Below are 12208 nucleotides of genomic sequence, written 5' to 3' on the forward strand. Positions count from 1 at the left end.
CAATCCCCAACAAACTCTGCCATTTTTTCGGTATAACTAACAAGCTTACAATGGGTTTGCCGGGAACGAATTATTTCCGGGGGCATACCATGCCAGCCGCAGGCTTAATAGAAAAAGCACCAGCGTTAAGGGCGTGAAAACCATTTGCTCAAAAGGGTGGGCGGATAGCAGGTTTCCTACGGTGTTCAGCAGGAAAAGCCCGGCCATCAGCCCCAGCAGAATTCGGCCGGCTATGGGATGCAAACGTACCCGTAGCAGCCCCGCCCGCAGCGCTACTACGGCCAGCAGGAGCATATTCACCAGCACCGATACGGTTTCGAAACGCAGCATCTGCGCTTGGTTCTGCAGCCGGCCGCCCCACACCAGGGCAAAGGGAATAATACCGGCCAGTATCAGCAGATGCATTACCACCAGCAGGGCCAGAATAAGCAACAAGCAGAAGGTAGCGGCACGCTCAGAGAGCAGCTTTTTCATGTGGGGTTAGCCAGGTAATGCGCGAATCAGCCAGCAATGCAGGGGGCAGCCGGCAGGCGCGGGCTCAAAGTAAGCATACAGACGCCATTTACCGGTTTGCCGCAGCTTATTCTGCCGGCGCTTTTTTCTGCCTGATTTTCAACTAACCGTAGGCCACGGCGCGGCCCCGGGCAAAGAAACCGGCGCCGGAAGCAACCCTGGCGGCCGGCCCTGGTTATACACTTCTAACATTCATTTATCGCCACACTACATGGAATCACTTAAAGGGAAAGTAGCCCTGGTTACGGGCGCGGGCAAAGGCATTGGCCGGGCCGTGGCCCTGGCGCTGGCGCAGGAAGGCGTACACGTGGGCCTGCTGGCCCGCACCGAAAGCCAACTCAGAGAAGTAGCCAAGGAAATAGAGGCCCTGGGCGTGAAAACGGCCGTGGTAACCGCCGACGTAGCTAACCGCGAGGCCGTGGAAGCCGCAGTAGCGCAGGTGAAAGCCCAGCTGGGGCCCATTGATATTCTCATCAATAATGCCGGCATTGGCACGTTTGCCAGGCTGGTAGATATGCCGCCCGCCGAGTGGGAGCATATTGTGCAGGTAAACCTGATGGGCACCTACTACGCCACCCGCGCCGTGCTGCCGGATATGATAGCCCGCGAAACCGGCGACATCATTAATATAGCCTCCACGGCCGGGCAGCGCGGGGCAGCCACTACCAGCGCCTACAGTGCCTCCAAATTTGCCATTCTGGGCCTCACGGAGTCCCTGATGCAGGAAGTGCGCAAGCAGAACATCAGGGTATCGGCCCTCACGCCCAGCACCGTGGCTACGGAGCTGGCCATCAGCAACAAGCTTACCGATGGCAACCCTGAGAAAGTAATGCAGCCCGAAGACCTGGCTGAATTCATGATTGCCCAGCTAAAGCTCAACCGGCGCATCTTTATTAAAGAAGCCGGCATGTGGTCTACCAATCCGTAGAAACCCGTAGAAACCTATGCTGCAAAAGCCGGCCCCTGTCTGCGTGACGGGGGCCGGCTTTTGTGTTTCAAGGGGGCTTTATTGACCTGGGCACCGCTCCTGATAAAAGAGTACGGCCGCGAAAGGCTACGCCGCGAAACAAGCTTGTTGTGTAAGTTAGGACTCCTGAATAGCTACGGCATTGCGTAGCACACTCCTGCACTGTTATGGACATCCGCCCGCGCGAAAAAGCCGCTAAGTGGCAGCAAAACGCTTTCCACGTCATCTTTGAATCGGATACAACGGCTGGCCGAACTTTCGATATTATCCTGCTGCTGGCCATTGTGCTGAGTGTGCTGGCCGTGATGCTGGAAAGCGTAGCGAGCATTGCCGCCCGCTACGGAGGTTATCTGCAGGCCGTGGAGTGGTTTTTTACGGCGCTGTTTCTCGTAGAGTATATTATGCGGCTGTTGGTAGTGCGGCGGCCCCTCTCCTACGCCCTGAGCTGGCTGGGCATTATTGATTTTCTGGCCATTGCGCCCACGCTGGTATCCTTACTGGTGCCGGGCAGCCGCTATCTGCTGGTTATCCGCACGCTGCGGCTCCTGCGGGTATTCCGCATTTTTAAGCTGGGCCGCTTTGTGGGCGAGGGCGAATTTATCACGGCCGCCCTCAAGGCCAGCCGCTTCAAGATTCTGGTATTTCTGACGGCGGTATTTACCCTGATTATTGTGGTGGGCACCCTAATGTATGTGATTGAGGGCGGGCAGAATGGCTTCACCAGCATTCCTGTGAGCATTTACTGGGCCGTAGTAACCGTTACCACAGTAGGCTACGGAGATATTTCGCCCGTAACTGTGCTGGGCCAAACGCTGGCCTCGGTGCTCATGATTATGGGCTACGCCATTATAGCCGTGCCCACGGGTATCGTCTCGGCGCACATGGCCCTGCCAGCCCCGGCCCCGGCCGCTTTCAAGCAGCAACGGTGCCCTGTGTGCCAGGCCGACGGGCACCGCCCGGACGCTGCCTATTGCTGGCACTGCGGCGAGAAACTTTAAGAAGTCGTGATTTCTCTGAATTTCCGGAGCTCGGCCGTGCGTTGGGCATTTTCGCCGATGGCCGTGCGCACGGCCAGGCGCAGCTCTATTTCATCCATCACAATAGCGGCCATATCCTGCAGCATCAGCTTTTGGGCCTCGGTCAGGTAGCGTGGTTTTTGGTCGATGATGCAGAACGTGCCCAGCCGGTGGCCATCGTGGGTGGTAAGTGGGGCGGCGGCATAAAAACCCAGGCCCAGCTCACCGGCCACCAGCGGGTTTACCAGAGAGCGAGGATCCTGGCGGGCATCCTCTACGATATAAAGATCATCGGAGAGAATAGCGGAAGCGCATAAGCCGGGTACCCGGTCTATCTGCTGCACGTCTACGCCGTGGTGCGATTTAAACCAGATGCGGTCCGTATCGACGAGGCTGATGATGACGATGGGCATGTTGAACACCTTTGCGGCCAGGGCTGTCATCCGGTCGAAGGTGCCGTCGGCGGGGGTGTCCAGAATGTCGTAGCGTTTGAGGGCGGTAATGCGGGCGGTTTCAGTTTGAGTATCGTTCATACCATTGGGCGTTTAGTATGGGTTCATAGCAGGGTTAATATACCAATTCTAAACCTGGCAAACACACACCTAATGGTATATTACTATACCTGGGCTACTGCGATAAACCCACTACAGACGAGCTGGTTAGCGCAAAAAACCCACGCTGCTGCCCGTAGACTGCCATTGCAGCATAGGATTGTCCCAGGAAAAAATAAGTTACCAGCGCCGCTACAAAAATCAGATACAAACCGGCGGCCCACCGGCGCGGCACGTCCCATAAACAGGCCCGGAGAAATGGCCGGAATGAGCACACCCGCACAGCTACTGGCTTAACCAGGCACCTCCGTAAAAGTTAGCCGGTTTCCGAAGGGGTCTATGACTTCCATTTCCAGTGCCCGGGCATTCCAGGCGGGCACGCGCAGGCCGGGGCGGTTATAGCGGTAGTCTTTTTCCAGCAGCTGTTGGTGATACTCCGCCAGCCCCGCAAATTCTATTACCCGAATGCGGGCACCGGGGCTACAGTCGCCGTGGTGCTCCGAGAGGTTCAGCGCCACGCCCGCTAACGACACCTGTACATATGCCGGAGCATTGGTCGGCTGATCGGTCCAGTCTACTGCGAAGCCGAGCCAATCGACGTAGAATTCCATGGCTTTAGCGTAATCGAAAATACGCAGAATGGGAACTAGTGTAGGCATAGCGCCCAAAGTAAAGAACTTTTTTAAGTGAGCCTGCCTCCGGCCGGGAATGAGAAAAGAAGACTTCCGGGAACAAAGGTCTTTTGGCTGGCCCATTCATAAAGCCGGTGTACAATTTTACAAAAGGCCCTAACTTTTGCGGTGGTGCTAAGTTGAGTTGGCCAATGGAGCATCAACTTCTTCGCCCCGACACACAGATATATCTCACAAAATTTTAAAGCACTGATTTTGGCCGAGCAGCAAACCACCACTCCACACGGCACCTATTCCGCGCCCACCACCATTGTGCTGGCCGGCGCTACCGGCGCCCTGGGCCTGCTCATTGCCCACTTCCTCCGCCAGCGCGGAGCCACGGTGCGGGCTTTGGTACGCCCGGAATCCAGCGCCACCGCCGAGGCCACTTCGCTTCGGTTGCAGGGCGTTTCGGTGGTGGAAGCGGATTACCAGAACGTAGCGGCTCTCACGCAGGCCTGCGCGGGGGCCAGTTGCGTGGTGTCGGCGCTTTCCGGGCTGCGCGAGGTAATTGTGGACGCGCAAACGCGGCTGCTGCAGGCGGCCGTGGCAGCCGGCGTACCGCGCTTTATTCCTTCCGATTACTGCATTGATTTCACGAAGCTGCCCGATGGCTCTAACCGGAACCTGGACCTGCGCCGGGAGTTTCAGCGGCACCTCGATAAAGCCCCTATCCGGGCTACCTCCATTCTCAACGGCATGTTCACGGATCTGCTCACCGGCCAGGCCTCCGTTATTCTGTTTGGCCCGAAGCGCGTGGTGTACTGGGGCAATGCCGACCAGCCCCTGGACTTTACCACCATGCAGAACACCGCCGAGTTTACCGCCGCGGCTGCCCTGGATGCCGCCACGCCCCGCTTCCTGCGCGTAGCCGGGGAAGTAGCCAGCATCCGGGACCTGCAAGCCACCGCCAGCGCCGTAACCGGCCAGCCGTTTAAGCTGTTCCGCGTGGGGAGCCTGGGTGCTTTTGGTACCGTCATCAAAATAACCAAAACCCTGATGCCCGCCAGCAACGAGGTATTCCCACCCTGGCAGGGCATGCAATACCTGCACAACATGTTCAGCGGCCTGCCCAAGCTGGAGCCGCTGGATAACGCCCGCTACCCGGATATCCGGTGGACTTCGGTGCGTGAGGTGCTGGCCAAAAAAACCAGCGCATAGGCAGTTGCTGCGAAGTTAGCTTCTCTCCTATTTCCTATCAGTGGCAGTGGATAAGCCCACCAATTGGCTATAGTAAGAAAGGCCCGCCCACATTATAGATGCGGGCGGGCCTTTCTTACTATAGCCGGACAACCAGCTGTTTCCTTACGGCAGATCGTTATAGGTGATTACGCGCACCTTGGGCATGTTTTGCAGTAAGCGCTGCATCACCATAGTATGCGCTGAGCCCACGGCCACTACCACCCGGCTGGCCCCCCGGGCCCGCGCCTGCCGCACGATATTATCACACATACCCTGGTTGCGCAGTGTCCACTGGGCTTTCATGGCCTGCACATCCTGGGTAGGAAAGCCCGGCGCGCCGTACAGGGGCTCATCGCCAAAGAAATTCAGCTGATCCGAGAGCGTGCCCATTTCGGGCATGTTCATGGCCCGGTAAGTGGCCTCCTGGGTGGCCGGGGCCTCCAGATAGGCAAAATAGGCCGGCTTAATGGCGGCAATCCGGCGAAAGGTAGCGGCCTGCGCGGTAGTAGAATCCTGCTTGAAGGCGGCCTGCAAAGCCATAAACTGGGTGTATGCCTTGCCGGAGGCTTCCTCAAAGGGCTCACTGTAGCGCTGGCAATCCATGGCATAGATATAGTCCTGCCCCAGCTCCTGCAGCAATGGGAAGAAGATTTTGTGGTACTCCGTGAGCGGACGCACCATTTTGGCGGCTTTCCGCAGGGAATCAGCAGAGCCAAAGGCCTGCAGGTAGTAAGCCTGGTCGGCGGGGCTGAGGTCATTTTTGAAGGTTTGCTCCAGCAAAAACAGCTGGTACTCAGTGTTGCCCCGGTCGTTGGTGAAGGCGTAGTGACGGGCCAGATCAATGCGCTGGTGGTGGAGCTGCGGCTTTTTGCGCAGCTGGCGTCGGGCCGTAGCGGCTACTTTCGCTGTGAGTGGTGCAGTAGTTAGCTCCCGGCGCTTCATGTATTGCGGGCGGCGCTGGAAAGGCACCCCTACATATTCGCCGGCTGGGGCCTGCTGCGCATCGGTAGCAGAGAGATACTCTCCAAACACCATGCTGGGTCGGTAGGCTTTCAGCTTGTTAATAATGGGCCGATACGCGGAGTCGGGGTCGCCATTGTAGTGGGAAGTACCCACCAGCAGCACTTCCAGGGGCCTTTGGGCAAGCAGCGGGCTGGCCGCGCCGCACAGTACTAACCAGAGAAGGAATAAGCATTTATACATGAATAGTGATGTAGGAAATGAGATTTTAAACACGTTTGATGGACCAATGATAGGGATATAATCCTGCTGTGGTTACCCAAGCTGCACCGCTAGCTGCATTTCAGTCAGCTTATTATTCTGCTACATCGGGTTTTGACTGATCGGCTCTCAGAATGCTTTGGTTCGAAAGCAATGCTACCTGCATGGGCTGGGCTTTTTCTTTCTGCTTTGTTCTTTGGAAGGTGATAATGGGCTACATTTCCGCTGGTTATTTCCCTTATTTCTACTTTCTATCTATGAAGAAAATTCTGCTGGGGCTTTTAGTCGCCGCCCCCTTTCTGGCGTACGCCCAAAACCCCGTCCCTTACACACTCAAAGGCAAGATTGGGAAGCTCTCTGCCCCGGCTAAAATTTACCTGCTCCGGGGCACGTTGGTAATGGACTCCACCACCTTTAGCAACGGGGCATTTGAGTTGAAGGGCACTACTGATATTCCGAGAGAAGCCGAACTGGTGGTGCAGCGGAACGGCCGGCTCAGCAATGCCTTTTCCGGTTCCACTGACCGCAAACGGGTATATCTGGAGGCGGCTCCCGTGGTGCTCACCAGCCCCGATTCGTTGGTGCATGCCACCGTGAAAGGGGGCGCGGTAAACCAGGACTTTCAGCGGCTGGAAGTCAGCCGGAAACCGCTGATCAGCAGAATACAAGCCATGGGAGCCGAATACGGTAAGGCCACGGAACAGCAGCGCCAAACGCCCGAATTTCAGGAGCGGATGCAGGCGAAGGGAGCCGCTATTTTCAAGGATTACGAACAAGCGCATCTGGCCTTCATCAAAGCCAACCCGGCTTCCTGGGTAAGCCTGAACACGCTTCTGCAGGTTCAGCAGCCGCAGTATGCGCAGGTGGCCCCGCTCTTTGAGGCGCTCAGTCCGGCACTGAAGAACAGCGCGCCTGCCCGCCAGTACGGCGAGATGCTACAGCGCATAAAATTGGTAGCCATTGGCGCCCAGGCGCCTAACTTCTCCCAGAAAACGCCCGACGGCAAAATCGTATCCCTTGCCGACTACCGCGGCAAATACGTGCTGGTAGATTTCTGGGCCTCCTGGTGCGGCCCCTGCCGAGCCGAAAACCCGGCCGTGACCAAGGTGTACAACGAATATAAAGGCCGCAACTTCGATATCCTGGGCGTATCCCTCGACAAAGATAATGCCCGCGACAAATGGGTAAAAGCTATTGAGGAGGACCACCTGACCTGGACGCAGGTATCGGACCTGCTGGGCTGGCAGAACGAGGCCGCCCGGCTCTATCAGGTGCAGGGCATCCCGCAGAATTTCCTGATTGACCCCAGCGGCAAAATAGTGGCCACCAACCTGCGCGGCGATGCGCTGAAGACAACGCTGGCGCAGTTTATCAAGTAAGCCCAACCAGTAGCGGCAACATACTGCTACCACGCCAAACGGGCCTGCCGGATTTAGTTCGGCAGGCCCGTTGCGTTGCTCCGGCAGGCCGCCGGTAGCCGTTTCCTAAGCTATGCGCCGGCCAGCTCGGCCTGCTTTGGGGCAGTATAGGTGCGGTGCAGGGCCAAAGCGGAGCACACCACGCCGGCGGCTACCACCAGCGTCCGGAGCCAGTTGGTAGTACTCCACTCCTGCCACACATTTTTCAGCATCACCTGATCCGTGGTGCCGGATTCAAACATGATGGCATTGCGGGGGTAGAAATACTGGAACGTGATTCCTTCGGCCAGAAAATACAGCAGAAACGCCCCGATAAGAAACCGGCGGGTTTTGCGCCCACTTTTCCAGAACAGCACCACGCACAGCAGCCCCAGCCCCTGGTTGAGAGGAGAGAATATCCGGAAGAAATTGCCGGGATTTGAAGCTTTGTAGTACTCCCGGGCTACATCCATGGAATAGGGAATGTTATTTCCCCAGGAGGGCGCATCTACTATGGAGCTGTAGATGTTGGTGAGCATGAGGCCCGAGGCAACCACGAGCGAGGCGAAAAGGAAGGGGCGTTTCATAGCGGCAGGTTAGGTTGTTTGTTTCCACAAAGTTCCGCCGCCGGGCCCCCGGAAAATTGTATGTATCGGACAAGTTTTACCGGAACAGATGCCCGGGCCGCTCACTTAGTTGCTGCCGGTAGTGGCTGGGCGTAAGCCCGGTGAAGTGCCGGAAATCCCGAACAAAGTGCGCCTGGTCGTAGAAGCCATTTTCAAGCCCTACACTCGTCAGGCTTTTACCGGGCGCATGCAGCGCCGGCAGGGCGCCCACGTAGCGCCGGTAGCGCAGCAACGCCTCCGCCGAAAGGCCAAACAGCTCGTGGGCCTTACGGCTAAGCTGCCGCGGCGAGTAGCACACTCTATCGGCCAGTTCCGCCACCGACCCCGCCGCTACCGACGCGCCGCTGAGATAAGCCGAAAGCACCGCTTCCTGCGCCGGTACCTGCTGCAGCCGTTGCTGCACCCAGGCTTCCAGCAGCACACACCGCCGCAGAAACGTAGCCGCCTCCGCCAGCTGGTTCGCCAGGGTTTCAAAGGACGGATTCAGCAGCCTTACGTCAATCAGGCTGTTTAAAAACGCCCCGGCCGGTACTTTCAACAGCCTCCGCACCGCTAGTGGCGTAAGCTGCACCCCAAACAAGGCTTGCGCCGGCGGAGCCTGCAGCTGCATGGGCTTAGTGGTAAGCCCACTGATAAAACACGCCGGCGTAGTCTGCGCCTCGGCTTCCGGGTTTAAGCGCAGCTGCAAAGGGTCTGCGAAGCTGAAAATAAGCTCGATGATGCCTTTGGGCAGAATGGTTTCCTGCTGATGCGCGGGCATCCCCTGCACCTGCCACATAGCCGTTACGTAGGGCGCTACCCTGGTTTGGGCGCAGGAATAGTAATGAGCTTCCATCAGGCAGCGGCCTTGGGGTAGACACGTAATGAATTCTGCACGAACATTCTGCTTAGCTAATATAAGCAGGAGCCGGCATGTTCCGGCTAAGCGCTTGCTACGGGTGCGTTTGGCTACTGCGCTGACGAATAACCTGCGCTATTTTCCCAGCGTCTGCCGGTAGCGCGCGGGAATGGGGAGGCCTTGCGGGTGGTTAGTTATGGCAAACAGAATGAGCAACGCCACCAGCACACCCGCACTGCCAATTCCCAGGGCCTGCCTACGCGCACTGGCCTCTCCCCAAAGTCGGGTTCCTTTTTGGTAGTGCAGGCTGGCAACGTGCCCAAACACGGCCACCACCGCCAGGAAGTAATACGGGATGAAGAATAGGCTAAATGGAAAGGTATTGATGCCCGCCGCCGCAAAGTACAGATTGGTATTCCGCCCAAACCAGGCCCGCCCCGTGAGCACCACGCCGGTATGCACCAGCAGGAAAAAAGCCAGGTACAAGCCGGAGAAAATCTGCACCCGGCGCGCCCATGGCCATTACGGCTCCTTACGGCTCGCCCACACCAGACGCACACCGGTGAAGATCTGCCCCGCAACGGCCAGCAACAAACCGGTTTCCACCACGGCATTATTGTCAGTTGCTATCAGCAACCAGAATCCTCAGATAACATCTGCCCGCCCTACAAACGCACCTGGTACTTCTGCAGAAGAGGCGGCAGTTGGTCCCAGAAAAACTCAATGTCGTACTTGCGGGCCACGGCATCTAGCTCGCTGGGCTGGGGCGTGCGGCCATTTTCAAAAAGCGTGGTCAGCTCCTGCATGTATGCTTCGTGGCCGCCGGGCAGGTATAGCTCAATGAACTTTACGGGCACTGGCCCACTGTTCCAGAAGCTGTGCACTATGCCCCGGGGCCGCAGGTGCCAGCCGCCCGCGGGCACCGTGTACACCTCCTCTCCTACCAAAATAGATAAGGTGCCTTCCAGCACTCGGCATACCTCATCAAAGTGCTGGTGGCGATGGGGCGGAGCACCCATATAGCCGGGAAGCAGGGTAGTTTCGGCGCTGCCCAAGTTACCGGACGTTTGGTCTTTGCTGAGCTTGAATACTACCTCGTTCACGGAGATATGCCCCTTGCGGCCAGCGCCCGGGGCAATAAAAACGGGCTTCGGTCCCGGGGGCAAAGGCGCAGGCGCGGCCCAGCCGGCCACGGGCGCCACCGCGCTGCCCGCCATAGTAGCAGCCAGCAGTTGTAATACCCTACGACGGGTGCTTAGAAGTTCTTCCATTGCGCTTGTGGTGTACCACACCAGATAGTTTGCCCTGACGCAGCATTAAGGTACAAAGCAGCAAGATGGATTGCCCCACCAAAACGAAAAACGCCGCCTGAGTTTTTCAGGCGGCGCAGCTGTCGAAGTAGTACTTACAATTAGTCAGGTCCTGCCAGAAGCTCATAGCAGAAAACCCATCTGTCATCCTGAGCTGGCGAAGGGCCTTATGACAGCAGAACGACTATCGTTTTTACAACTGGTGCTGGCGTGAGAAGGTCCTTCGCCAGCTCAGGATGACACCTTTCAAGAGGGAAAACCTACCAGGATATTACGAAGGCCTTATGCCAGGCTCCTGCAACCAGGTCTGCGCTGAACTGCTGCACTCAGAAAGCCCTGGGTAGCCGGGTCTTCCAGCTCACTATTACAGCTTGATGCCTTGCGCCGCCATGGCTTTCTCCTGCTGGGCGTGGTTGGCCTTGTACTCGGCGTGCTGGGCCTCGGTGCGCTCAGTGCCGAGGCTGGCCAGGTTCTCGCGCAGCTTATCAGCCGGCATATCGGCGCCATAGGAAGGGGTGCCGGGCTGCTGCCGCCACGACTGGTGCAGGGTGCCGGCATCCACCGCGTCGAAGCCCAGCTCGTCCACCAGCTGCATTACTTTCTGCTTGGCGGCGGCATCGTCGGAGGCAACGGGCAGGCTGATGCGGCCGGGCGTGCCCTTGGGCTGGCCTTTCTCCACGATGTGGTGGGCGTAAATGTTGTTGAACACCTTGACCACCGGGCGGCCCAAATGCTGCTGCACCCACTCGCTCTCGGTCAGGCTGCCGGTTTCCAGCTCCGCAATCTTGCCGTCGCGCAGCATGGGGTAGTAGTTGCTGGTGTCGATGATGGGCGTCTCGCGGGGCACACTGGCCAGCAGGTCCTTGGGCAGGTTGGGAATGTTCTTGAGCGGGATGGTTACCACGATGAGGTCGGTGCCGCGCCGGGCGGCTTCCTCTGCCGTCACGGCCTGGGCGCCCGTTTTCTGCTCCACGTCTTTGAGGGTTTCGGGCCCACGGGAGTTGGCAATGTATACGTGGTGGCCGAGGCCCGTCAGCCGCACAGCTAGGGCGCTGCCGATATGGCCCGCGCCAATGATTCCGATGTTCATAGTTGGGATAGTTTGTAAGGTTTGCGCGCCGGCACTGCACCGCCGCAGGTGGTTAAACAGCTATGGGGGCAAATTGCTTTTTTCTCGGTGGTAGTGCCCTTGCTAGCGCGCGTTTCTAACGCGTGCTGGTCGGTCTCGCGTCTGTGACGCGAAGAAGGCGCGCCGTCTGCCAAGAGTACCCCAGCTATCCGCGCGTCAGCATGTGTCGGCTTATAGCTAGTCCAGAAGTTCTACCGGCAACAAGCCCGGCAGCCCGGCATAAGCCGCCGCTGAACTGTATACATAGTGTTCCGGCTCGGCCACTGTCAGATCCGCGACGGGGTTCTGATGCACGTAAGCGAGTTTTTGCCTGGCAAAGGCTGGCGTGAGCAATTGTACGGCATGGCTGCCATCCTGCCACAGCTTGTAATCCTGCACGCGCCGCGTCTGAGCAGCATGAAAGGCGAAGCGGTGTAGCAGCCATTCGCGGCGGCTTTCCGGTTCGTGCTGAATACCGTGCAGCAGCTCCCGATTCGTATGCTTTTTGAAGTCGCGCAGGAAAGCCGAGAGGCTATGGCCTGGAGCCGCTGCTGCAATCAGGCGCAGATGGCTCGGCATCAGGCACCACGCGTACAGTACCAGTCCCTTGTGCTGCTGGCAGTAGCGCAGGCTATCCACAATGATAGTTTTATAGCTACCCCGGGTAAACAGGTCCACCCAATCCACGACCGTCATGGTCAAGAAGTAAATGCCCGCAGGGTCACTAGGCTGGTATTTATCGGACATAGCAAAGGTTGACAATTCTCTGCGCTGGTGGTGCACTTTTCTAACGTGTGCCTACCGATTT

The 12208-nt window shown here is 57.9% G+C and carries 14 protein-coding genes; 4 read left to right on the top strand and 10 right to left on the bottom strand.

From position 1 onward, the window contains the following. Positions 1 to 45: 45 nt before the first annotated feature. The gene (locus PK28_RS12360) at positions 46 to 474 is read right to left on the bottom strand and encodes a hypothetical protein (protein WP_044514261.1); all 429 of its coding nucleotides are present in this window, start codon (positions 472 to 474) and stop codon (positions 46 to 48) included. 250 nt (positions 475 to 724) lie between these two features. Between PK28_RS12360 and PK28_RS12365 the strand changes: the two genes are divergently transcribed. Then, the gene (locus tag PK28_RS12365) at positions 725 to 1441 is read left to right on the top strand and encodes a 3-ketoacyl-ACP reductase (protein ID WP_044514263.1); all 717 of its coding nucleotides are present in this window, start codon (positions 725 to 727) and stop codon (positions 1439 to 1441) included. Positions 1442 to 1647: 206 nt separating this feature from the next. After that, entirely contained in the window at positions 1648 to 2478 is an 831-nt protein-coding gene (locus PK28_RS12370) for an ion transporter (RefSeq protein ID WP_044514265.1), read from the top strand. Here PK28_RS12370 and PK28_RS12375 read toward each other — a convergent pair. Next, complete coding sequence (locus tag PK28_RS12375; protein ID WP_044514267.1) at positions 2475 to 3029, bottom strand: GAF domain-containing protein; 555 nt, start codon at positions 3027 to 3029, stop codon at positions 2475 to 2477. The two genes, PK28_RS12370 and PK28_RS12375, sit on opposite strands and share 4 nt — an antisense overlap. Before the next feature lie 311 nt (positions 3030 to 3340). Beyond that, entirely contained in the window at positions 3341 to 3706 is a 366-nt protein-coding gene (locus PK28_RS12380) for a glyoxalase superfamily protein (RefSeq protein ID WP_044514269.1), read from the bottom strand. A 228-nt stretch (positions 3707 to 3934) separates the two neighbouring features. On the opposite strand from PK28_RS12380, the gene PK28_RS12385 reads away from it, so the two are divergent. After that, entirely contained in the window at positions 3935 to 4879 is a 945-nt protein-coding gene (locus PK28_RS12385) for an NmrA family NAD(P)-binding protein (RefSeq protein ID WP_231576150.1), read from the top strand. 144 nt (positions 4880 to 5023) lie between these two features. Here the strand turns inward: PK28_RS12385 and PK28_RS12390 are convergent, their stop codons facing one another. After that, positions 5024 to 6103 carry a DUF5694 domain-containing protein gene (locus tag PK28_RS12390; protein ID WP_156126371.1) on the bottom strand — a complete coding sequence of 360 codons (1080 nt, stop codon included), beginning with the start codon at positions 6101 to 6103 and terminating at the stop codon, positions 5024 to 5026. Between the two features lie 275 nt (positions 6104 to 6378). Between PK28_RS12390 and PK28_RS12395 the strand changes: the two genes are divergently transcribed. Next, positions 6379 to 7500, top strand: coding sequence for a TlpA disulfide reductase family protein (locus PK28_RS12395; RefSeq protein WP_044517017.1), 1122 nt, complete (start codon positions 6379 to 6381; stop codon positions 7498 to 7500). Between the two features lie 110 nt (positions 7501 to 7610). On the opposite strand, the gene PK28_RS12400 is transcribed toward PK28_RS12395, so the two are convergent. The 6 genes from PK28_RS12400 to PK28_RS12425 all read right to left on the bottom strand — a co-directional run bounded on the left by PK28_RS12400 (position 7611) and on the right by PK28_RS12425 (position 12147). After that, complete coding sequence (locus tag PK28_RS12400; RefSeq protein ID WP_044514274.1) at positions 7611 to 8105, bottom strand: anthrone oxygenase family protein; 495 nt, start codon at positions 8103 to 8105, stop codon at positions 7611 to 7613. 76 nt (positions 8106 to 8181) lie between these two features. Then, positions 8182 to 8979, bottom strand: a complete 798-nt coding sequence (locus PK28_RS12405) for a helix-turn-helix domain-containing protein (RefSeq protein WP_044514277.1) — start codon at positions 8977 to 8979, stop codon at positions 8182 to 8184. A 138-nt stretch (positions 8980 to 9117) separates the two neighbouring features. Next, positions 9118 to 9468, bottom strand: a complete 351-nt coding sequence (locus PK28_RS12410) for a hypothetical protein (protein ID WP_156126372.1) — start codon at positions 9466 to 9468, stop codon at positions 9118 to 9120. Between the two features lie 179 nt (positions 9469 to 9647). Further along, positions 9648 to 10253, bottom strand: coding sequence for a cupin domain-containing protein (locus tag PK28_RS19570; RefSeq protein WP_082017093.1), 606 nt, complete (start codon positions 10251 to 10253; stop codon positions 9648 to 9650). Between the two features lie 403 nt (positions 10254 to 10656). Then, positions 10657 to 11382 (bottom strand): NADPH-dependent F420 reductase, encoded by a 726-nt coding sequence (locus PK28_RS12420; RefSeq protein ID WP_044514279.1) that lies wholly within the window; start codon positions 11380 to 11382, stop codon positions 10657 to 10659. Positions 11383 to 11598: 216 nt separating this feature from the next. Continuing rightward, the gene (locus PK28_RS12425; protein ID WP_044514281.1) at positions 11599 to 12147 is read right to left on the bottom strand and encodes an REP-associated tyrosine transposase; all 549 of its coding nucleotides are present in this window, start codon (positions 12145 to 12147) and stop codon (positions 11599 to 11601) included. Positions 12148 to 12208 lie beyond the last annotated feature (61 nt).

The organism is Hymenobacter sp. DG25B, assembly GCF_000801315.1.
GTDB lineage: Bacteria > Bacteroidota > Bacteroidia > Cytophagales > Hymenobacteraceae > Hymenobacter.

Coding starts and splice junctions, on each gene's coding strand:
- PK28_RS12360 (WP_044514261.1), bottom strand. CDS start 474: ATGAAAAAGCTGCTCTCTGAGCGTGCCGCTACCTTCTGCTTGTTGCTT.
- PK28_RS12365 (WP_044514263.1), top strand. CDS start 725: ATGGAATCACTTAAAGGGAAAGTAGCCCTGGTTACGGGCGCGGGCAAA.
- PK28_RS12370 (WP_044514265.1), top strand. CDS start 1,648: ATGGACATCCGCCCGCGCGAAAAAGCCGCTAAGTGGCAGCAAAACGCT.
- PK28_RS12375 (WP_044514267.1), bottom strand. CDS start 3,029: ATGAACGATACTCAAACTGAAACCGCCCGCATTACCGCCCTCAAACGC.
- PK28_RS12380 (WP_044514269.1), bottom strand. CDS start 3,706: ATGCCTACACTAGTTCCCATTCTGCGTATTTTCGATTACGCTAAAGCC.
- PK28_RS12390 (WP_156126371.1), bottom strand. CDS start 6,103: ATGTATAAATGCTTATTCCTTCTCTGGTTAGTACTGTGCGGCGCGGCC.
- PK28_RS12395 (WP_044517017.1), top strand. CDS start 6,379: ATGAAGAAAATTCTGCTGGGGCTTTTAGTCGCCGCCCCCTTTCTGGCG.
- PK28_RS12400 (WP_044514274.1), bottom strand. CDS start 8,105: ATGAAACGCCCCTTCCTTTTCGCCTCGCTCGTGGTTGCCTCGGGCCTC.
- PK28_RS12405 (WP_044514277.1), bottom strand. CDS start 8,979: ATGGAAGCTCATTACTATTCCTGCGCCCAAACCAGGGTAGCGCCCTAC.
- PK28_RS19570 (WP_082017093.1), bottom strand. CDS start 10,253: ATGGAAGAACTTCTAAGCACCCGTCGTAGGGTATTACAACTGCTGGCT.
- PK28_RS12420 (WP_044514279.1), bottom strand. CDS start 11,382: ATGAACATCGGAATCATTGGCGCGGGCCATATCGGCAGCGCCCTAGCT.
- PK28_RS12425 (WP_044514281.1), bottom strand. CDS start 12,147: ATGTCCGATAAATACCAGCCTAGTGACCCTGCGGGCATTTACTTCTTG.